This window comes from Pseudomonas sp. 91RF (assembly GCF_003576265.1).
GTDB classification, from domain to species: Bacteria; Pseudomonadota; Gammaproteobacteria; order Pseudomonadales; family Pseudomonadaceae; genus Aquipseudomonas; species Aquipseudomonas kribbensis.
Genome location: NZ_QWFC01000009.1, coordinates 108,033 through 129,183, shown reverse-complemented (window position 1 = coordinate 129,183; position 21,151 = coordinate 108,033). Strand labels below are relative to the sequence as shown.

Annotated in this window: 14 protein-coding genes and 1 pseudogene; 8 read left to right on the top strand and 7 right to left on the bottom strand. The window is 60.5% G+C overall.

From position 1 onward, the window contains the following. Window positions 1-36 precede the first annotated feature (36 nt). Window positions 37-402: a response regulator gene (locus tag DXT77_RS01680; RefSeq protein ID WP_119426380.1), complete on the bottom strand. Its 366-nt coding sequence runs from the start codon at window positions 400-402 to the stop codon at window positions 37-39. Between the two features lie 263 nt (window positions 403-665). Between DXT77_RS01680 and DXT77_RS01675 the strand changes: the two genes are divergently transcribed. Genes DXT77_RS01675 through DXT77_RS01655 form a run of 5 tightly spaced genes read left to right on the top strand, consistent with a single transcriptional unit; the run spans window position 666 to window position 7,204 of the window. Then, the gene (locus tag DXT77_RS01675; protein WP_119426379.1) at window positions 666-4,151 is read left to right on the top strand and encodes a response regulator; all 3,486 of its coding nucleotides are present in this window, start codon (window positions 666-668) and stop codon (window positions 4,149-4,151) included. After that, window positions 4,151-4,984, top strand: a complete 834-nt coding sequence (locus tag DXT77_RS01670; RefSeq protein ID WP_119426378.1) for a protein-glutamate O-methyltransferase CheR — start codon at window positions 4,151-4,153, stop codon at window positions 4,982-4,984. Before DXT77_RS01675 ends, DXT77_RS01670 begins: the two co-directional genes overlap by 1 nt. Beyond that, on the top strand, window positions 4,981-5,574 hold the full coding sequence (locus tag DXT77_RS01665) for a chemotaxis protein CheB (protein WP_119426377.1): 594 nt from the start codon (window positions 4,981-4,983) through the stop codon (window positions 5,572-5,574). Before DXT77_RS01670 ends, DXT77_RS01665 begins: the two co-directional genes overlap by 4 nt. Continuing rightward, window positions 5,568-6,782: a hybrid sensor histidine kinase/response regulator gene (locus DXT77_RS01660; RefSeq protein ID WP_119426376.1), complete on the top strand. Its 1,215-nt coding sequence runs from the start codon at window positions 5,568-5,570 to the stop codon at window positions 6,780-6,782. Before DXT77_RS01665 ends, DXT77_RS01660 begins: the two co-directional genes overlap by 7 nt. A 44-nt stretch (window positions 6,783-6,826) precedes the next feature. After that, window positions 6,827-7,204: a response regulator gene (locus DXT77_RS01655; protein ID WP_007954537.1), complete on the top strand. Its 378-nt coding sequence runs from the start codon at window positions 6,827-6,829 to the stop codon at window positions 7,202-7,204. 13 nt (window positions 7,205-7,217) lie between these two features. On the opposite strand, the gene DXT77_RS01650 is transcribed toward DXT77_RS01655, so the two are convergent. The 3 genes from DXT77_RS01650 to DXT77_RS01640 form a co-directional block, all read right to left on the bottom strand. Continuing rightward, window positions 7,218-8,888, bottom strand: a complete 1,671-nt coding sequence (locus DXT77_RS01650; RefSeq protein WP_119426375.1) for an ATP-binding protein — start codon at window positions 8,886-8,888, stop codon at window positions 7,218-7,220. After that, window positions 8,885-10,387 (bottom strand): ATPase domain-containing protein, encoded by a 1,503-nt coding sequence (locus DXT77_RS01645; protein WP_119426374.1) that lies wholly within the window; start codon window positions 10,385-10,387, stop codon window positions 8,885-8,887. Before DXT77_RS01645 ends, DXT77_RS01650 begins: the two co-directional genes overlap by 4 nt. Before the next feature lie 139 nt (window positions 10,388-10,526). Next, window positions 10,527-11,582: a tetratricopeptide repeat protein gene (locus tag DXT77_RS01640; protein WP_119426373.1), complete on the bottom strand. Its 1,056-nt coding sequence runs from the start codon at window positions 11,580-11,582 to the stop codon at window positions 10,527-10,529. A 191-nt stretch (window positions 11,583-11,773) separates the two neighbouring features. Here DXT77_RS01640 and DXT77_RS01635 point away from each other — a divergent pair, with 191 nt between their 5' ends. From DXT77_RS01635 to DXT77_RS01625, 3 genes and pseudogenes are all read left to right on the top strand, one after another. Next, window positions 11,774-13,909, top strand: a complete 2,136-nt coding sequence (locus DXT77_RS01635) for an FUSC family protein (RefSeq protein ID WP_119426372.1) — start codon at window positions 11,774-11,776, stop codon at window positions 13,907-13,909. Then, a complete protein-coding gene (locus tag DXT77_RS01630) occupies window positions 13,899-14,099 on the top strand; it encodes a DUF1656 domain-containing protein (protein WP_085709788.1) in 201 nt (66 codons plus the stop codon). The genes DXT77_RS01635 and DXT77_RS01630 overlap by 11 nt, the downstream gene beginning before the upstream one ends. Window positions 14,100-14,103: 4 nt before the next feature. Continuing rightward, window positions 14,104-15,091 (top strand): annotated as a pseudogene (locus DXT77_RS01625) (biotin/lipoyl-binding protein). A gap of 58 nt (window positions 15,092-15,149) precedes the next feature. Here the strand turns inward: DXT77_RS01625 and DXT77_RS01620 are convergent. The 3 genes from DXT77_RS01620 to mexE are packed head-to-tail and all read right to left on the bottom strand — an operon-like array spanning window position 15,150 to window position 21,028. Beyond that, window positions 15,150-16,571 (bottom strand): efflux transporter outer membrane subunit, encoded by a 1,422-nt coding sequence (locus DXT77_RS01620; RefSeq protein WP_114882879.1) that lies wholly within the window; start codon window positions 16,569-16,571, stop codon window positions 15,150-15,152. Continuing rightward, window positions 16,568-19,759, bottom strand: coding sequence for an efflux RND transporter permease subunit (locus DXT77_RS01615; RefSeq protein ID WP_119426371.1), 3,192 nt, complete (start codon window positions 19,757-19,759; stop codon window positions 16,568-16,570). Before DXT77_RS01615 ends, DXT77_RS01620 begins: the two co-directional genes overlap by 4 nt. 15 nt (window positions 19,760-19,774) lie before the next feature. Continuing rightward, the gene (mexE, locus tag DXT77_RS01610; protein ID WP_085709792.1) at window positions 19,775-21,028 is read right to left on the bottom strand and encodes a multidrug efflux RND transporter periplasmic adaptor subunit MexE; all 1,254 of its coding nucleotides are present in this window, start codon (window positions 21,026-21,028) and stop codon (window positions 19,775-19,777) included. Between the last annotated feature and the right edge of the window lie 123 nt (window positions 21,029-21,151).

Here is a 21,151-nt window from a genome sequence, read left to right as displayed (position 1 = left end):
TATCCTGAGGTTGAATCCGCGCTGAAACCGCTCGTGTCAGTGTTGACCCAGTACGCTTTTCACCTTGTCGCGCAGTTGATCGATCGAGAAAGGCTTGCCGATCACATGCATGTCCGCCGGCACTTCAATGGTCTCGGCATAGCCGCTGGCAAACAGAATCGGCAGTGAAGGGCGGATATTGCGGGCCTCGGTGGCCAGTTGACGGCCATCCATGATCGGCAGCCCGACGTCGGTCATCATCAGATCGATGTGCTGATTCCCGTCCTTGATGATTGCCAGGGCCTGTTCGCTGCCATCCGCCTCCAGCACCTTGAAGTCCAGTTCCTCCAGCACGTCGACGATCAGCATGCGCACGATGGTGTCGTCTTCTACTACAAGGATGGTGGACGCGGTGGTGGACATAGTGGCGGCTCTCAAAAATGGGGATGGTGGCGCCGGTCGAGGGAAATTGCCGGGCTCTTGCATGAGTAAGTGGCGCATGGCCACAAGTTCCCGGATGGATACAAAAAAGAATAGGCGCAAACGGGCGGGCAAGGATAACCGTTGGCATGCAATCCGGCGCAGGCAAATGTGGGAAAACAGTGCTAAGACTGTGAGAAAAATGGATCCATGCCGCCGTTTTGGGGCAAACTCCCTGGTTTTCAACAGTTCGACAAGGCTGCCACATGTCCTCTCCGTCCTCGGTTGATGAATCACGGTTTCGCAAACTGCTGACTCGCAACATCGCGCTGCCACTGGGCGTCGGTGCGATCAGTGCCGTGTTCTTCGTGTCGCTGATCACTTATTTGCTGTCGGTCATCCAGTGGGTGGAGCACACCGACCGGGTGATCAATAACGCCAACGAAGCGGTGAAGCTGACGGTCGATCTGGAAACCGGCATGCGCGGCTACCTGCTCAGTGGCGACGAGCATTTCCTCGATCCCTATGAAACGGCCAAGCCTCGCATCGCCGTGGCGCTCAACACCTTGCTCGAACTGACGGCCGACAACCCGGTGCAGACCGACCGCCTGCGCCGCCTGCAGGCACTGCAGACCGAGTGGGCGACCTACGCGCAATCAATGATCGACCTGCAGCGTGCCAGCGGCGACTACAAGGCTGCGGTGAAGGCCGGGCGCGGCAAGCGCCTGACCGATGAGATCCGCAAGCAATTCGATGACGTGATCGATACCGAGCAGACATTGCGCACCACGCGCAACGAAGATGTGCGCCGGACCACGATCTGGAGCATCAGCCTGTATCTGCTGTTCATCGCCGGCATCAGCGGTTTGCTGGCCTACATTGGCCGGCGCGATCTGGTCAGTCTTTCCAATAGCTATAGCGCAAACCTGGCTGCGCAGCAGGCCAGCGCTGAACGTCTGGAACAGCAGGCCTGGCTGCGCACAGGCCAGACCGGCCTGGCCGAGCAGGTGCTGGGGCAACTGACGCTCAATCTGTTGGGGCGCAACATCCTGCAATTTTGTGCGCAATACCTGGGCACTGCCGTCGCGGCGTTGTACGTGCGCGAAGAACATGGCGGCCTGAAGCGCGTGGCGAGCTATGGCTTCTCTCGCGAGCAGGAGCAACAGGAACAATCGATCTACAGCGACGAAGGCATCGTCGGTCAGGCCGCGCAGCAGGCGCGGCTGATTCGTCTCGATTCGGTGCCAGCCGATTACTTCAAGGTCAGCTCCGGTCTGGGCGAAGGCCTGCCGCACAGTGTGCTGGTGGTGCCGACCAGCGATGACGACCGGGTCAACGGCGTGATCGAACTGGGCTTCCTGCGTCCGCTGACCGAGCGCGATGTGGCGCTGCTGGAACTGATTGCCGGCAACATCGGTACGTCCATCGAGGCGGCGCGTTATCGCCAGCGTCTGCAGGAGGTCCTGGCCGAGACCCAGCAGCTCAACGAAGAGTTGCAGGTGCAGCAGGAAGAACTGAAAACCGCCAACGAAGAGCTGGAAGAACAGTCACGGATTCTCAAGGAGTCCCAGGCGCACCTGGAAACCCAGCAAGTCGAGCTGGAGCAGACCAACGAACAACTGGCCGAACAGGCCCAGACCCTGGCCGAGCAACGCGACGCCATGGACCAGAAGAACACCGAACTCAATCAGGCCCAGGTACAACTGGAAGAGCGCGCCGAAGAGCTGCAGCGTTCGAGCAAGTACAAATCCGAGTTCCTGGCCAATATGTCCCACGAACTGCGCACGCCGCTGAACAGTTCGCTGATCCTGGCCAAGTTGCTGGCGGAAAACCCGCAGGAAAATCTCAGCGCCGAGCAGGTGAAGTTTGCCGAGTCGATCTATTCCGCCGGCAACGACCTGCTCAACCTGATCAACGACATTCTCGACATTTCCAAGGTCGAAGCCGGCAAGCTTGAAGTGGTTCCGGAAAACACCAGCGTGGCGCGTCTGGCCGATGGTTTGCGCAGCGTGTTCGAACCACTGGCTGCAGACAAGAAACTGACGTTCAGCGTCGAGTTGCAACCGGATGCGCCGATCACCCTGTTCACCGACCGACAGCGTCTGGAGCAGGTGATCAAGAACCTGCTGTCCAACGCCGTGAAGTTCACCGAGCACGGCACGGTCAGCCTGACCATCGCCGGCCAGCCGGACGACCACATTGCCTTTATCGTGCGCGACTCGGGTATCGGGATTGCGCAGGACCAGCAGGAAAGCATTTTCGAAGCCTTCCGCCAGGCTGACGGCACCACCAACCGCAAGTACGGCGGCACCGGTCTGGGGCTGTCGATTTCCCGGGATCTGGCGATGTTGCTGGGCGGCTCGATCAGTGTCAGCAGCGCGCCGGGGCAGGGCAGCGTGTTTACCCTGGTGTTGCCGCAGCAATACAGCGAAGAGGGCGAAACGGCGATCGCACCGCTGACGTTTGCCCCGCCTGCACCGGTTGCCGCGCCGGTCGTGGCGGTTTCGCCGGTGGCCTCCGCGGATATCCCGCGCTTCAACGACGACCGTAACAAGGCCCCGTTCGACACCCGCTGCATTCTGGTGGTGGAAGACGAGCCGAACTTTGCCCATATCCTCTACGACCTGGCCCATGAACTGGGTTATCAGTGTCTGGTCGCCCACGGCGCCGATGAAGGTTATGACCTGGCGAAAGAGTTTGTGCCGGATGCGATCCTGCTGGACATGCGTCTGCCGGATCACTCGGGCCTGACCGTTCTGCAACGCCTTAAAGAGCACGCTGAAACGCGGCATATCCCGGTGCACGTGATTTCGGTCGAGGATCGCGTCGAGGCCGCCATGCACATGGGTGCCATCGGTTACGCGGTCAAACCGACCACCCGCGAAGAGCTCAAGGACGTGTTCGCGCGTCTTGAAGCCAAGCTGACCCAGAAGGTCAAACGCGTGTTGCTGGTCGAAGACGACGATCTGCAACGGGAAAGCATCGCCCGCCTGATCGGTGATGACGACATCGAAATCACCGCCGTCGGCCTGGCGCAGGACGCGCTGGAACTGCTGCGCACGACGATCTTCGATTGCATGGTCATCGACCTGAAGCTGCCGGACATGCTCGGCAACGATCTGCTCAAGCGCATGTCCACCGAAGACATCTGTTCGTTCCCACCGGTCATCGTCTACACCGGACGCAACCTGACCCGCGATGAAGAGGCCGATCTGCGCAAGTATTCGCGTTCGATCATCATCAAGGGGGCACGCTCGCCGGAACGCCTTCTGGACGAGGTCACACTCTTTCTGCACAAAGTCGAATCGCAGTTGTCCCATGAACGGCAGAAGATGCTCAAGACCGCGCGCAGCCGCGACAAGGTCTTCGAAGGCCGCAAAGTGCTGCTGGTGGACGACGATGTGCGTAACATTTTCGCCCTGACCAGCGCGCTGGAAACCAAGGGTGCAGTCGTGGTGATCGGCCGTAACGGCCGTGAAGCGATTGAAAAACTGAAAGAAGTCGAGGACATCGATCTGGTGCTGATGGACGTGATGATGCCGGAAATGGATGGTTTTGAAGCCACCATGGAAATCCGCAAGGATCCGCGCTGGCGCAAGCTGCCGATCATTGCGGTGACGGCCAAGGCCATGAAGGACGATCAGGAGCGCTGCCTGCAGGCGGGCGCCAATGATTACCTGGCCAAGCCCATCGATCTGGATCGCCTGTTCTCGCTGATTCGCGTGTGGTTGCCGAAGATGGAACGCATTTAGTGGAACGTAGTAGTCACATTGAACGAAACAGTGAAATCGAACTGCGGTTGCTGATCGAGGCGATTTATCTCAAGTACAGCTACGACTTTCGCGATTATTCCGGCGCATCGATCAAGCGCCGGGTGCAACATGCGCTGAGCCAGTTCGAATGCGCGACCATTTCGGCGTTGCAGGAAAAGGTCCTGCATGACCCGACGGCGTTCATGCAATTGCTGCAATTGCTGACGATTCCGGTCAGCGAGATGTTCCGCGATCCGTCGCACTTCCTGGCGATCCGTCAGGAAGTGGTGCCGCTGCTCAAGACCTATCCGTCGATCAAGATCTGGATCGCCGGGTGCAGCACGGGCGAGGAGGTCTATTCGATGGCGATCCTGCTGCGTGAAGAAGGTCTGCTGGATCGCACGATCATCTACGCGACCGACATCAACCCGCGCTCGTTGGACAAGGCCAAGCAGGGGATCTTTTCGATGGAGAACGTGCGCGCCTACACCGCCAACTACCAGCAGGCCGGCGGTCAGCGCTCGTTTGCCGACTACTACACGGCTGCGTATGGTTACGCGATTTTCGACAAGAGCCTGTGCGAGAACGTGACTTTCGCCGATCACAGCCTGGCAACGGATAGCGTATTCTCCGAAACTCAATTAATTTCATGTCGTAACGTGTTGATTTACTTCAATAAAAAACTTCAGGATCGGGCGTTCGGATTGTTCCATGAATCGCTGTGCCACCGTGGATTTCTGGTACTGGGCAGCAAGGAAACGCTGGATTTTTCCGGGTACGCCAACCAGTTCGAACCCTTGGTGAAACAAGAACGGATCTACCGCAAATCATGAACAGTGCAGCGGATTTGCCTCAGGTCGAGGCGATTGTGGTCGGGGCTTCCGCCGGTGGCGTCGAGGCCTTGCTGACCCTGCTCGGTTCGCTGCGGGCAGGCTTCGGTCTGCCGATCATCATCGTGCTGCATCTGCCGGAAGAACGACGCAGTCAACTCGCCGAGGTGTTCGCCCGGCGCGTGGAGTTACCTGTCACCGAGGCCGTCGACAAACAGGACATCCAGCCCGGCACCGTGTATTTCGCCACACCGGGCTATCACCTGTCGGTAGAGCAGGACCGCAGCCTGTCGTTGAGCCTGGAGGACCGTTTGCACCATTCGCGGCCGTCGATCGATTTTCTGTTCGAGTCCGCTGCCGATGTCTACGGCCCGGCGCTGGCTGCCGTGCTGCTGACCGGGGCCAACCACGATGGCGCACGAGGTCTGGCCCAGGTCAAACGTCTTGGCGGGTTGACCATCGTTCAGGATCCGCAAGATGCGCTGGTGGCGACCATGCCCGAGGCCGCATTGAAGACTCATCAACCGGATCACATACTTCCCATACGCGGCATCGGCCGTCTGCTTGTCGAGCTGGAACGAATCGCATGCTGAGTAATATCCAGGCAAAACTGCTGATCGTCGACGATCTGCCCGAGAACCTGCTGGCTCTCGAAGCGCTGATCAAACGCGAAGACCGCACCGTCTATAAAGCGCATTCAGCGGACGAAGCACTATCGCTGTTGCTGCAACACGAATTCGCCATGGCCATTCTCGATGTGCAGATGCCCGGCATGAACGGCTTCGAACTGGCCGAACTGATGCGCGGCACCGAGAAGACCAAGAACATCCCGATCATTTTCGTCAGTGCCGCCGGCCGTGAGCTGAACTACGCGTTCAAGGGCTATGAAAGCGGTGCGGTGGACTTCCTGCACAAGCCGCTGGATATCCATGCGGTGAAGAGCAAGGTCAACGTCTTCGTCGACCTGTATCGCCAGAGCAAGGCGATGAAACAACAGGTCGAAGCGCTGGAGCAGAGTCGTCGCGAACAGGAAGCGCTGTTGCAGCAACTGCAAAGCACCCAGGGCGAACTGGAGCAGGCCGTGCGCATGCGTGACGATTTCATGTCGATCGTCGCCCACGAAGTGCGCACGCCGCTCAACGGTCTTATCCTCGAAACGCAGCTGCGCAAGATGCATCTGGCCCGGGACAACGCCGCTGCGTTCACCCTCGACAAGATGCACGCCATGGTCGACCGCGACGAGCGCCAGATCAAAAGCCTGATCCGGCTGATCGAGGACATGCTCGACGTGTCACGGATCCGCACCGGCAAGCTGTCGATCCGACCGAGCCGTTTCGATCTTTCGCAACTGGTGGGCAACCTGCTGCAGAATTTCGCCCAGCAGATCGAGGCGGCCGAGACTGAAGTCAGCTTTACCGCGACGGAACCGGTAGAAGGGCAATGGGACGAGTTCCGCATCGAACAAGTGGTGTCGAACCTGCTGACCAACGCCTTGCGGTATGGCGGCAAGAGTCCGATTCAGGTACGGGTTTATCGCGAGGGCAGTGAGGCGCGGGTCGAAGTTGCGGATCAGGGCATCGGCATCAGCGAGGAGAACCAGAAGCGTATTTTTCAACAGTTCGAACGGGTTTCCGCCAAGACGGTGGTCGCCGGTCTCGGACTGGGTCTGTTCATTTCCGAGCAGATCGTCGCCGCCCACGGCGGCTCCATCGTCGTCGAAAGCAAGATCAACGAGGGCGCCCTGTTTCGCGTTTGTCTGCCGCTCCAGGAAAACGGCGAAACAAACGCAACCTCTGAGTGACCACACGGTCGTATCAGCAGCTATTGACCGAACAAAGGCTTCCCATGAGCGTAGATGCACAAGATGTAGTACTCGTCGTCGAGGACGAACCGGTGATCCTGATGGTGCTGACAGATTATCTGTCGGGGCAGGGCTATCGCGTATTGCAGGCCGAAAACGGCGAGCAGGCGTTCGAGATTCTGGCGAGCAAGCCGCATCTGGACATGTTGATTACCGATTTCCGCTTGCCTGGCGGAATCTCCGGCGTGCAGATCGCCGAACCCGCCGTCAAATTGCGTCCTGATCTGAAGGTGATCTTCATCAGCGGCTATCCGCAGGAAATCCGCGAGACCGGCAGCCCGATCACCCGCCGGGCGCCGATCCTGGAAAAACCGTTCGACCTGGACGTGTTGCAAGAGAAAATTCAGGAACTGCTGGCCTGAGGCGTCAACCGCCTCAGCTCTTGATCATCTCCCGCACCTTCGCCGTCAACAGATCGAAGGTGAAGGGCTTGGTGATCATCTGCATGCCAGGGTCGAGGAATCCGCCGCGCACCGCTGCGTGCTCGGCATAGCCGGTGATGAACAGCACTTTCAATTCCGGCCGGTATTGCCGGCCGATTTCCGCAAGCTGCCGGCCGTTCATGCCCGGCAGACCGACGTCGCTGATCAGCAGATCAATGCGCTGCGCCGAGTCCAGGATGGGCACGGCACCGTCGGCGTCGCTGGCTTCGACGAATCCGTAACCCAATTCGCTCAATACGGCGCTGACCAGCACACGTACGGCCGGGTCGTCTTCAACGATCAGCACGGTTTCGCCTTCCAGGGCATCCGGAGTCTGTTCTGTATCCATCGGGGTGTGGGGCAGGGATTCACCCTGGAATCGAGGTAGATAGAGTTTGACCGTGGTGCCCTGATCGATTTCGCTGTCGATCGACACATGCCCGCCGGATTGCTTGCTGAAACCATAAATCATCGACAGGCCGAGCCCGGTACCCTGACCGATGGGTTTGGTGGTGAAGAAGGGATCGAATGCGCGGTTGATCACGCTCTGCGGCATGCCGCAGCCATTGTCGGTCACGCTTAGCACTACGTAATCGCCCGGCGACAGATTGCTGTAAGTCGCAGTGAAGTCGCGATCCAGCACCTGATTACCGGTTTCGACTACAAGATTGCCGCCATCGGGCATCGCGTCGCGTGCGTTGATCACCAGGTTGAGCAGGGCGCTTTCCAGTTGATTGGGATCCGCCTCGGCCACCCACAGTTGTTCGTGCAGGCGCATGTCCAACTGGATGCTCTCGTTGAGGCTGCGTTGCAGCAGTTCGCCCATCGATCGCACCAGGTCATTCATCTGCACCGCTTTGGAGTCCAGTGACTGCCGGCGGGAAAACGCCAACAGACGATGAGTCAGGCCGGCGGCGCGGTTGGCGGAGGTCACGCCCAGATCGATCAGGCTGTCGAGATCATCTGTCCGACCACGGGCAAGACGCCGGCGCATCAATTCGAGGCTGCCAATGATCCCGGTCAGCATGTTGTTGAAGTCGTGGGCGATACCGCCGGTGAGTTGGCCGACCGCTTCCATTTTCTGCGACTGACGCAGGGCTTCTTCGTTGTGCCGCAACTGCGCCGTGCGTTCCTCGACTTGTTGCTCAAGGGTTTCGAGAGTCGATTGCAGGCGTCGTTCGCTTTCGCTCAGATCGATCAGACGATCGCGGGCTTCGTACTGTCGTCGTCGACCGCGCAACGCAGTGGACACCAGACTGATCAAGGTGGCCGGATGGAAAGGGCGCTCAAGGAATGTCACGTTGCCCAGCAACTCACTGAGACGCGAAGACGGACCTTGCTCGGCCCCGCCATGATGAGTGAACAAAACGATGGGCAGATCCGACCATGCCGGTTGTTGCTTCAGATAGGCCAACAGGCCTTCCAGGTCTGGGCCATTGAGGGCTTCGGCGGCAATCAGCAACAGACCGGCGCCGGGCTCCAGTTCACTGCACAGGTTGGCGAGGTCCGGGGTGATCAGGCCGCCGTAACCGGCCTCGTTGAGGATCATCAGCGCAATCTGGCTGTCGCGACCCAGGGGCGCCAGAATCAGCGCCCGTTCCGACAGCGGGACGGTGACGGTCACAAGTTCTCTTCCTTGAGCAGCGGATTGCTCGCGCCGAGGTACGTGGGCACACCGCGCAGCACGCCCTGGAAGGCTTCCAGCGGTTCGCCGATGGTCATGCCCTGCGCGGAAATCCGGTATTCGCGGATGGTCGATTCGTGGCTGCCAGTGCGTTTCTTGATGATCGAAATCGCCCGGCGCACCTTGCCGAGGGCTTCGAAATAACGCAGCAGGATGACCGTGTCGGCCAGATAGGTGATGTCCACCGGCGCCTGCATGTCGCCGACCAGTCCGTGCTGGGCGACGGTCATGAAGGTCGCGGCACCCTTGCGATTGAGGTACAGCAACAGCTCGTGCATGTGCAGGACCAGCGCGTTTTCTTCCGGCATCGCGGCTTGATAGCCGTTGATGCTGTCGATCACCACGGTTTTGATGTCGGCTTCATCGACACAGCGGCGTACCCGATGGGAGAACTCGCCGGGCGACAGTTCAGCGGCGTCGACCTGCTCGATCAGCAGATTACCGGTGGCTTGCAAGGCCTTGAGGTCGATGCCGATGTTCTTCATGCGCTCGAACAGCAGGCCCAGTTCTTCATCGAAAATGAACAATGCCGCTTTTTCGCCGCGCGTTACTGCAGCGGCAGCGAAGATCATCGAGATCAGCGATTTGCCGGTACCGGCCGGGCCAAGGATGAGCGTGCTGGAACCGGTCTCGATGCCGCCACCCAGCAGCGCGTCCATTTCACTGATGCCACTGGTCAATTGCAGACGCGGGTAATCGCCCCGATGTTCAGCCGCCACCAGGCGCGGAAAGACATGCACGCCATCGCCCATGATGGTGAAGTCGTGAAAGCCGCCGCGGTACTTCTGGCCGCGATATTTGATCACCCGCACGCGTCGGCGTTCGGCGCCATAGTTGGGGGTCAGTTCTTCGAGGCGGATGACACCGTGGGCCACGCTGTGGACGGTCTTGTCGAGGGATTCGGTGGTCAGGTCATCCAGCAGCAACACCGTCGCGTCATAGCGCACGAAGTAGTGCTTGATCGCCAGGATCTGCCGGCGATAGCGCAGAGAACTTTGCGCCAGCAGGCGGATCTCCGACAGGCTGTCGAGCACCACCCGGGTCGGCTTGAAGCGCTCGACCACTTCGAAAATCTGCTTGGTGGCTTCGCCCAGCTCCAGATCAGAAGAGTACAAAAGGCTCTGTTGATGCTCGGCATTGAGCAGGCTTTCCGGCGGTGTCAGCTCGAAAATCTCGATGTTTTCGTTCAGATCCCAGCCGTGGGACGCTGCACCCTGGCGCAGTTCGCGTTCGGTTTCGGAGAGCGTGATGTACAGCGAGCGTTCTCCGGCACGGGCACCAGCGAGGAGAAAATGCAACGCCACCGTGGTTTTACCGGTACCGGGCTCGCCCTCCAGCAGGAAAACATGACTGCGAGACAGCCCACCAGCCAGGATGTCGTCCAGACCTTCGATGCCCGTGGCGGCTTTTGCGCTGATCAACTCGTTCGACGTAGACAAAAAATGCCCTCTCATGACTAGGGGAAACGAGGCAGCGGGCGGTGTACGCCTTTGCGGGCTGCCTGTTTACTTGACCCTTTGCCGAGAGGGCGGTTCCGAATTTCTTTCCGGGTGTGTCATGGAGCCTGTCAGAACTCGTTCAAAGACCCTGCTGCAACGAGGGGTCGTCCGGGTTCATCTGTTCGAGTTGGGCAAGCAGAACCTGCACGTTCTGTAACTGACCACTTTCTTTCCAGTAACTGATCAGCAGCACCCGTGCCTTGCGGTCGGCGGGGTGGCGCTGAACGATTTCCTGCAATTGTTTCTGCGCCGCTTCGAGTTCCTCGGCGCTGTGCAGCGTGGTGGCGAGGTCGTAGCGATAGTCTTTGTTGTCGGGTTCCAGCTCCACGGCCTTGGACAGGCCAAGCAGGGCGAATTCCCGTTGATCGTGATGGAGCAGCCACAGACCCAGGGCATGTTGCAGGTAGGCGGAATCGGGTTGGGCCTTCAATTGTCGGGCCAGCAATTGCCGGGCGGCGTCGCTCTGGCCCTGGCGGTCGAGCACCTCGATCTGCATCACCAGCGCCGGCAGGTTGGCCGGATCCAGACGCAGAGTCTCCTCAAGGGCTTCCTGAGCTTGTTTGAGCTCGGCATTGTGCAGGTACAGACGCGCCAGCTGCGCATGGTTGGCGGCGCTTTCCGGCTGATGCTTGAGTGCCTCTTCCCACACGTCGATGCCTTGCTGCAACGGCGCGAAGTACAGGCCCAACTGGTCCGGGGACAGGCCGAGCAGGGCGTTGATCGCGGCAAAGCGAACGTTCTGGTCCTCATCGTCGAGCAACGGGCCGAGCAACAGACTGCGCTGGCCCCCCGGCACCAGACCGGTCACGCTCCTGATCGCTGCCATTCGCACGTCGGGGGATTCGTTCTGCAGATCGGCATCGGCCAGTTTCAACGCTTGCGGGCTCGGGTAATTCGGAAGTTCGGCATGCAGCCAGACGCGTCGCTTGACTGAAAGATCCGGGCGTCCCAGTTGCTGGTACAAAACCCGCGCCGCGCCCGGCTGGCCGGCCCGGGCGGCGGCCAGCGCTTCACTGTAGCCATGCTTGATGGCTTCCGGCACCACGGGAGCGGTGCTGCGCAGCGACAGCCAGGCAACCAGAAGGACAAGCACGAGGCCAAGACTGATGAACACGTAGCGGCGGGACTGAGGCATGCAGGTATCCGAAGCTTTCATATTGACGCAGAGGGGCAAGCTTCGGTCAGCTGAGGCCTTGAGTCAAACACTCTGCCCGATATGTCACGCGACTGAGGATGAATATCCCTACAACATCTGTCGGCCCCGGAAGCCGTCGAGCTTTCGATGCAGTGACTACGCTTGGTGAAGTTCCCTTGACGAGTGCGTTCATGCAAGCCCTGCTCAATTATTTCAAAACGGTGATCCATCCTGGTAAGGCCGTGTTGCTGTTTGCCCTGCGCACGATTGCCGCCGGTTTGCTGACGCTGTATCTGGCATTCCTGTTCGATCTGGATCAACCCAAATGGTCGATCATGGCAGTGGTCATCATCAGTCAGCCGCTGGCCGGGATGGCGCTGGCCCGCAGTTTCGGTCAGGTCATCGGCACCACACTGGGCGCTGCGGTGGCGGTGCTGATCATGGCGATTTTCCCTCAGGCGCCTTTGCCGTTCATCACAACCCTGGCGCTGTGGCTGGCACTATGCACGGCCGGCGGCACCTTGCTGCGCTACACCAGTTCCCAGGCGTTCGTGCTCAGTGGCTACACCGCTGTGGTCGTGGCGCTGCTGGCCATTCCGGATCAGGACGGCACCTTCCTGCTGGCGGTTACCCGGGTGACCGAAACCCTGCTGGCGGTGGCCTGCGTCTGTGTCGTCAGCCTGTTGACGGCCCGTCCGGAGGCGGTTTCGCGCAACTACTTCGCCAAAGTCGATCAGGTGATCAAACTGGTCGCCACCCATGCCGCTGCGGTGATTCGCACCGAGGAAAGCGAAAGCGAATTCCAGCGCCGACAAATGCAACTGCTCGGCGAAATCAGCGCCCTGGAAGGCTTGCGCCGTCATCTGTATTTCGATGCACCGCGTCTGCGCAGTGCCAACAATCTGGTGTTGATGCTGGGCAATCAACTGATGCTGCTGACTTCGCGCCTGACAGCCCTGCGTCATCAGCGGCAGTTGCTGACCGAACGCTGGGACGGGGATCTGCCGTTGGAGGTCCAGCGCTTGCGCGCCGATGAACTGGCGTTTCTCGATCAACTGGCACAGTACGGGCGTTCACTGCCGGAAGGCATGAGGCATCAGCTGGTTGTCCTGCAGCAACAGTTCGAAGCGCTGGCCTACAGGGCTGAACAGTTGACCGAGGACATGAGCGCAACCTTGCGTTCGCTGGCCTGGGCCCTGCGCTGGGAGCAGGCGCGGCTCCTGCAACAACTGGAGCAGATCCTCGAACTGAGCGAAGCCATACAGGACGGGCGGGAGGCCAGTTGCATGTTTCGCGGCCAGTCCAGCCCGCTGCACCTGGATTTCACTCTGGCGACGATGAATGCCATCCGGGCCTTCAGTGCGTTGCTGGTGGCCGGGCTGATCTGGATCGAAACCGCCTGGGACGGTGCACGTGGCGGGATGATTCTGGTGGGCATTCTGTGTTCGCTGATGGCAACGTTCCCGCGCCCCTTGATCGCCGCGCAGAGCTACGCCCGGGGACTGGGCCTGGCACTGGTGGTTTCAGCGTTGTACCAGTTCATGCTGGTGCCGGCGGTCAACGATTTCGAATGGCTGGCGATATTGCTGGCTCCGCTGCTTTACGTCATCGCGGTGGGACTGGCCAGCCCGGCCACGGCGGGCATCGGCATGGGGCTGGGCTTGTCGAGTTTCCTGATGCTCGGCCCGCAGAACGTCGGCACCGGGCAGAACACCGCCATTCAATGGTTCGAGTTTGCCGGTGCCTACGTCAGTGCGGCAATGCTGGCCCTGATCGTCTATGCGTGGATCTTTCCGTTTCGGCCGGTGTTGCGAATTCGTCGGTTCTACAACGAAGCACGGGAGCAGGTGTATCAACTGACCCAATCGCCCGCCACGGACGCAGAGCAATTCGCGTTCGAGAGCCGCATGGTCGATCGCCTGACCACCATGCTGGGTCTGTTGCCGGCAGCCAATGACCCGGACATGCAACGACGCTATGAAATCAGCCTCGCCTGTGTGGCGCTCGGTGTCGCCATTCACCAGCTAAGACAACAGGTGCAGGGCAATGCTTTGCTGACGGACGCTTTCGGCCCGCAACTGATGGCCGCTTTGCGCCAGACCGGCCGCTTCGTCGCTGGCCGCCCGGATGTGCACCTGCCAGCCTTGCTGACGACGCTACATTCCCTCGGTGACGAACTGGATGACCTGCATGCCGCCACACACGAGCACCTGTGGTCCGTGTTCCGCATGCGTGTGGCGCTGTTGATCGTCGTCTCGTTCCTTGAGCGCCACGGTGAATATCTGCAACAGCACGTCCCTGAAGGAGAACCCGTCCTTGCCCATTGATTTCGAGATCGGCGGCGTCTACCTGCCGCCAATCGCCCAGGCGCTGATCCTCGCCATACCGGTCTTTTTATTGCTGGACTGGGTATTGCGCCGCCTCGGCGTGCTGCGGCTGGTCTGGCATGAAGCGCTGTTCGAAGGCGCGTTGTACGCCTGCGTTTGCGCCACATTGATTTTGTTGATGGGAGCCTGATGCCTTGAAGACGTTGCTCACTCGATTGACGACATTGGCTGTGGTGTTGCTGGCCATCGTGCTGGGCTGGTTCGCCTGGGAGCATTACACCCGCGCACCCTGGACGCGGGATGCACGGGTGAGGGCGGACGTGGTGACCCTGTCGGCGGATGTCTCGGGGCGCATCGTCAGTCTGGCGGTGCAGGACAACCAACACGTCGAGAAGGGCCAATTGCTGCTGGAGATCGATCCGGCTCGCTACAGTCTGGCGGTTGAACATGCCAAACGTTCGGTGGAGGTAGCCAAGGCCACCCTGGGTCAATCCCGGGCGTCCATCGTGGCCAGCGAGGCGTTGCTCAAGCAACGCGAGAGCGAAGAGCGGCGCAGGCGCACGCTAAAACAGGGCTTCGCGATTTCGGGTGAAGAGTGGGAAAAGTCCAGCACTGACGTGGCCGTGGCCCAGGCCGACTTGCTGCGAAACCAGGCCAATCTCGGCCTGGCCGAGGCCAACGTGCAATTGGCGATTGCAGCACTGACCCAGGCGGAACTGGATTTGCAGCGTACCCGTGTCGAATCGCCGGTCAGTGGCTACGTCACCAATCTGTTGACCCGGCAGGGCGACTACGCTGTGGCCGGCGGTGCGTTGCTGGCACTGGTGGACAGCGACTCGTGACTCGTTCTACGTCAGTGGCTATTTCGAGGAGACCAAGCTGCCACGGATCGAGGAGGGCGACCGAGTGCGGATCGAGTTGATGAGCGGTGAGAAGTTCGGCGGTACCGTGCAAAGCATCGCCTTCGCCATCGCCGACCGGGAAAACGCGCCGGGCAGTCGATTGCTGGCCAATATCAACCCCAGTTACACCTGGGTGAAGCTGGCACAGCGGGTGCCGGTGCGTATCGGTATTGATTCCGACTATGCGGGCAAGGATCGCCTCAGGGCAGGTACCACAGCCACCGTCACCGTTCTGGAGAACCACGAAAGACAGGCACAAAAAAGCCCCGCGACCGAATGATACGCGGGGCAAAAAATTGGTTGGTTGCGGCCAACCAAAGGAGCTCTTTAAAAAACTGTTACTTGCTGGCGACCGTTTCCGGTTGCCAGCCGCCACCGAGAGCCTTGTAGATCGCGACGATGCCGCGATACAGCTCGACTTCGGCCTGGGCCTGGCTGTCTTCGGCGTTCAAGCGTTCACGCTGGGCGTCGAGCAGAACCAGGAAATCCGTGGTGCCTTCGCGATAGCGGATTTCAGCCAGATCAGCTGCCTTGCGGCTGGATTCGCTTTGGCGGATCAGCGAGATCAAGCGTTGCTGACGCTTGCCGTAATCGCTGAAGGCGTTTTCCGACTCTTCCAGGGCCAGCAGCACTTGTTGCTCGTAGGTCGCCAGTGCGCCTTCGGCATCGGCGTCGGCACCGCGCAAACGGGCACGTACGCTACCGAGGTCGAACGCCGCCCAGGTGATGCTCGGGCCCAGCGCCCAGGCGTTGGCCGCCGAGGAACCGATCTGCGAGCCACGCCCGGCGGTCCAGCCGAGGAAGCCGCTGAGACTGACCCGTGGGAACAGGTCGGCCTTGGCCACACCGATACGCGCCGTGGCGGAAGCCAGTTTGCGTTCGGCGCTGAGGATGTCCGGGCGACGTTGCAGCAGTTCGCCCGGGTTACCGATCGGCAATGCCTTGGCAATGGCTGGCAAGTCTTTCGGGCTCAGGTCGACGGTCAGCTTGTCCGGACGTTCACCCAGCAGGGTGGCGATGCGGTTTTTCTGCCGAACCTGCTCCGCCTGCAATTGCGGCACGCTGGCTTCGACCGAGGCCAGACGGGCATCGGCGCGCTCGACATCAAGCTGATCGCCCACGCCGGCGTCACGCAGGCTGATGGTGATCTTGCGCGACTCCTGCTGGTTTTCCAGGTTGGCCACGGCGATCTTTTCCCGCAGCTGGGCGCCACGCAGTTGACCGTAGGCGTCCACCAGCTCGGCAATCATGGTGACTTGCAGCTGGTACAGATCGGCTTCGGCAGCCTGCTGATCGGCTTCGCTGGCTTCCAGGTTGCGCTGGATCCGGCCAAACAGATCGACCTCCCAGGCCATGTCCAGACCCAGGTCATAGCGTTCGCTGTTGACCCGTTGGGTGGTCTGGCCGGGAATCTGTCCCTTGCCCAGATTGCTGCTGGCACGGCTGGTGATGGTCGGCATCGCATCGTTGCTGACGTCGTCGCGGATCGCCCGGGCCGCTTTCCAGCGGGCAAAGGCGACGCGCAGTTGACGGTTACCCTGCAGCGATTGAGTCACCAACTGGTTGAGGGTCGGATCGTCGAACTGCTGCCACCAGATGCCCTCGAATTTCGAGCGGTCAAAGTTCTTCTGGCCGGCGGCGCCGTCGGTGGCGGCCGTGATGTTGGCCGCCTCCGTGGCTGGGGTCTTGTAGTCGGGACCGACTGCACAGGCGCTCAGGGCCAGTACCAGCAGGCTCGGCAGGAAGACTTTCAGACTCATTGGTGCGCCTCCAGTTGCTGTGGAAGATTCTGCGCCTTGGCCGCTTTGCGGGCTTCACTGCGTTCCACGAAGTTGCGGATCAGTACATAGAACACTGGCGTCAGCAGCAGACCGAAGAAGGTCACCCCGAGCATCCCGGAGAACACCGCCACACCCATGGCGTGACGCATCTCGGCACCGGCACCGCTGGAGAACACCAGTGGCACCACACCCATGATGAACGCGAACGAGGTCATCAGGATCGGCCGCAGACGCAGACGGCAGGCTTCCAGGACAGCAGCCAGCGGATCGAGACCTTCCTGCTGTTTATCCTTGGCGAACTCGACGATCAGAATCGCGTTCTTACAGGCCAGGCCCACCAGTACGATCAAGCCGATCTGGGTGAAGATGTTGTTGTCGCCGCCGGAGATGATCACGCCGGTGATAGCCGACAGCAGGGTCATCGGTACGATCAGGATCACCGCCAGTGGCAGGCTCCAGCTTTCGTATTGAGCGGCGAGCACCAGGAACGCCAGCAATACGCAGAGCGGGAACACGAACAGTGCGGTGTTGCCGGACAGAATCTGCTGATAGGTCAGGTCGGTCCACTCGTAGGTCATGCCGTTCGGAAGTTCATCCTTGAGCAGTTTCTCGATGGCTTTTTCGGCCTGGCCGGAGCTGTAGCCCGGGGCTGCGGCTCCGTTGATTTCAGCAGTGATAAAGCCGTTGTAGTGCATCACGCGATCCGGCCCCGAGGTGTCGCTGACCTTAATGAAGGTCGCCAGCGGGATCATTTCGCCCTTGTTGTTGCGTACTTTCAGCTGGCCGATCTGGTCGGATTCGAGGCGGAACTGCTGTTCAGCCTGAACGTTGACTTGATAGGTGCGCCCGAAGCGGTTGAAGTCGTTGGCATACAGCGAACCCAGGTAGATCTGCAGGGTGTCGAAGATGTCGCTGACGGCCACGCCGTGGGTCTTGGCCTTTTCCCGGTCGATGGCGGCATCGACCTGCGGCACGTTCACGGTGTAGCTGGTGAACAGGTTGGCCAGTTCCGGAACGTTATGGCTCTTGGCAATGATGTTCATGGTTTCCTTGTACAGCTCTTCGTAGCCCAGGTTGCCCCGGTCTTCGATTTGCAGGCGGAAACCACCGATGGTGCCCAGACCTTGTACCGGCGGCGGCGGGAAGATCGCCATGTAGGCTTCCTGAATCCCGGCGTACTGGCCGTTCAAGGCGCCGGCAATGGCACCGGCGGACATGCTCGGGTCTTTGCGCTCGTCGAACGGTTTCAGGGTCACGAACACGATGCCGGCGTTCGGACTGTTGGTGAAGCCGTTGATCGACAGGCCCGGGAACGCTACGGCGCTTTCCACGCCCGGCTGTTTCAGTGCCAGGTCGGACATGCGCTTGATCACGTCTTCGGTGCGGTCCAGGCTCGCGGCGTCCGGCAGTTGCGCGAAGGCCACCAGGTATTGCTTGTCCTGGCCGGGTACGAAACCGGTTGGCGTGCTGGAGAAACCGAAGAAGGTCAGCACCATCAGGCCTGCGTACACGAAGAGAGCGATGCCGCTGCCACGGATGACCCGGCGCACGGTGCCGACGTAGCCATGACTGGCGCGGTCAAAGAAGCGGTTGAACGGACGGAACAGCCAGCCACCGAAGATCTTGTCCAGCACCCGCGAAAAGCGGTCTTTCGGTGCGTCATGACCTTTGAGCAACACAGCGGCCAGCGCCGGCGACAGGGTCAGCGAGTTGAAGGCCGAGATCACGGTAGAGATCGCGATGGTCAGTGCGAACTGCTTGTAGAACTGACCGGTCAGGCCCGAGATGAACGCCGCCGGTACGAACACCGCACACAGCACCAGCGCCGTGGCAATGATCGGGCCGGTCACTTCGCCCATGGCCTTTTTGGTCGCAGCGAAGGGCTCGAGTCCCAGTTCAATGTTCCGCTCGACGTTCTCCACCACCACGATGGCGTCGTCCACCACGATACCGATCGCCAGTACCAGGCCGAACAGCGACAGGGCGTTGAGCGAGAAGCCGAACAGGTGCATCACTGCAAACGTCCCGATCAACGATACCGGCACCGCCACCAACGGAATGATCGAGGCGCGCCAGGTCTGCAGGAACAGGATCACCACCAGAACCACGAGGATCAGCGCTTCGAAGAGGGTGTGGACCACCGCCTCGATGGAACCGCGCACGAAGATCGTCGGGTCATAGACGATGCTGTAGTCCATGCCTTGCGGGAAGCTTTTCTTCAGTTCTTCCATCTTGCCGCGAACTTCGTTCGAGATTTCGATGGCGTTGGAGCCTGGACGCTGGAAGATCGGGATCGCCACGGCCGGCTGGTTGTTCAGCAACGAACGCAGGGCGTACTGGCTGGAACCCAGCTCGACGCGGGCAATGTCCTTCAGGCGAGTGATTTCCCCGTTGTCGCCGGCGCGAATGATGATGTTCTCGAACTCTTCCTCGGACACCAGACGGCCCTGAGTGTTGACCGACAGCTGGAAGCTCTGGGCATTCGGGGCAGGGGGCGCGCCCAACTGGCCGGCGGCGACCTGACGGTTCTGCTCGCGAATGGCGGTAACCACATCAGTAGCGGTCAGATTGCGCGAAGCGGTCTTGTTCGGGTCGAGCCATACACGCAGCGAGTAGTCGCCCATACCGAACAGCTGCACGTCACCGACACCACCGAGGCGAGCGAGCTCATCCTTGATGTTGAGGATCGCGTAGTTGGACAGGTACAGCATGTCGTAGCGTTTGTCCGGCGAGGTCAAGTGCACAACCATGGTCAGGTCGGGCGATGCCTTGTCGACGGTGATACCGATGCGCGTCACTTCTTCCGGAAGTTTCGGTTCGGTCCGGGTCACGCGGTTCTGCACCTGCACCTGCGCGTTGTCCAGGTCGGTGCCCAGGGCGAAGGTGATGGTCAGGGTGATCTTGCCGTCGGCGGTCGACTGCGAGGACATGTACAGCATGTTCTCGACGCCGGTGATGGCTTGCTCCAGTGGAGCGGCCACGGTTTCACCGATGACTTTAGGGTTGGCGCCCGGGAAGTTGGCACGTACCACCACGGTGGGCGGCACGACTTCCGGGTATTCGCTGATCGGCAACTGGAACAGCGAGATAGCGCCGGCGATCAGGATCAGCAGCGAAAGCACCGCTGCGAAGATCGGCCGTGAAATGAAGAATTGGGAAAAATTCATCGGAGTTGTCGTCCCTTAACCGCGTGGGGTCGCAGCAGCCAGTTTCACAACCGATCCCGACGCGCCTTTGGCAGGTGCGACTTTGGGCAGGTTGCTGGCTTCCAGCGCTTGTCGTTGTTGAGCGAGAGCGGCAATGGTTTGCTCGCTGGCCATCGGGATCACTTCAGGGGATACCGGAGAGCCAGGGCGAACCCGTTGCAGACCCTTGACGATGATCGTGTCGTCCTTGTTCAGGCCGCTGCGCACGATGCGCAGGCCTTCGATCTTCGGACCGAGCTCGACGGCGCGGTAGGCGGTCTTGTTGTCGCCATCCATCACCAGCACGAACTTCTTGCCGAGGTCGGTGCCGACCGCTTCATCGTTGATCAGCATGGCGTTGTAGGTGCCGCTGCCGACCAGTTTCAGACGCGCATACAGACCCGGGGTGTAAGTGCCGTCGCTGTTGTCGAACACGGCGCGACCACGAATGGTGCCGGTCTTCGGGTTGACCTGGTTGTCGACGAAGTTCATCTGGCCCAGGTGTGGGTTGCCGTCTTCGTTGGACAGGCCCATGTACACCGGAGTGGTTGCGCCGCGCTGACCCTGACGGGCGAGTTGGGTGTATTTGAGGAATACACGCTCATCCGCGTCGAAGTAGGCATAGACCTTGTCGGTGGACACCACGCTGGTCAGCGGGGTGGTGTCGGCGGTCACCAGGTTACCGGCGGTGATCTCGGCCCGGCTGACGCGGCCACTGATCGGTGCGGTTACACGGGTGAAACTCAGGTTCAGTTTGGCCAGATCCAGTTGTGCTTGCAGGGCGCCGACAGCGGCACGTGCTTCCTGTGCAGCGCTGGTACGCGAGTCAGCCAGTTCGGCGGAGATGGCGTTGCTGGCACGCAGGCGTTCGCCACGGCCGGCTTCGTTTTCACTGCGGGTGGCGTTGGCACGAGCCTGGGCTACGAGGGCTTCAAGGCGGCGAACCTCGGCCTGGAACGGACGCGGGTCGATCTGGAACAGCAGGTCGCCTTTCTTGACCAGTGCACCTTCGGTGAAGGCGACTTCGTCGATCTGGCCGGAGACCCGTGGACGGATTTCAACGGTTTCCGGCGCCTCGAGGCGCCCGGTGAATTCGTCCCACTCGTTGACCGGTTGTTCCAGCACCTTGGCCACGCTGACTTTGGCAGCAGGCATGGCGGCGGCGGTTTCTGGAGTCTTGCCGCAGGCGCTCATCACCATCACGGCCAACAGAGCCAACGGGAAGCGCAAATGTTTGAGTGATTGTTCCATGGATGCATCCGCCAATGTATTGAAGATGGGCGGATGATGCTCGGCAGGTAGATAGCAAACGAATCGAATGACACGAAGGTAACTATCATTCGGAATGATATAAGACCGAGCGAAGCCCTCTAG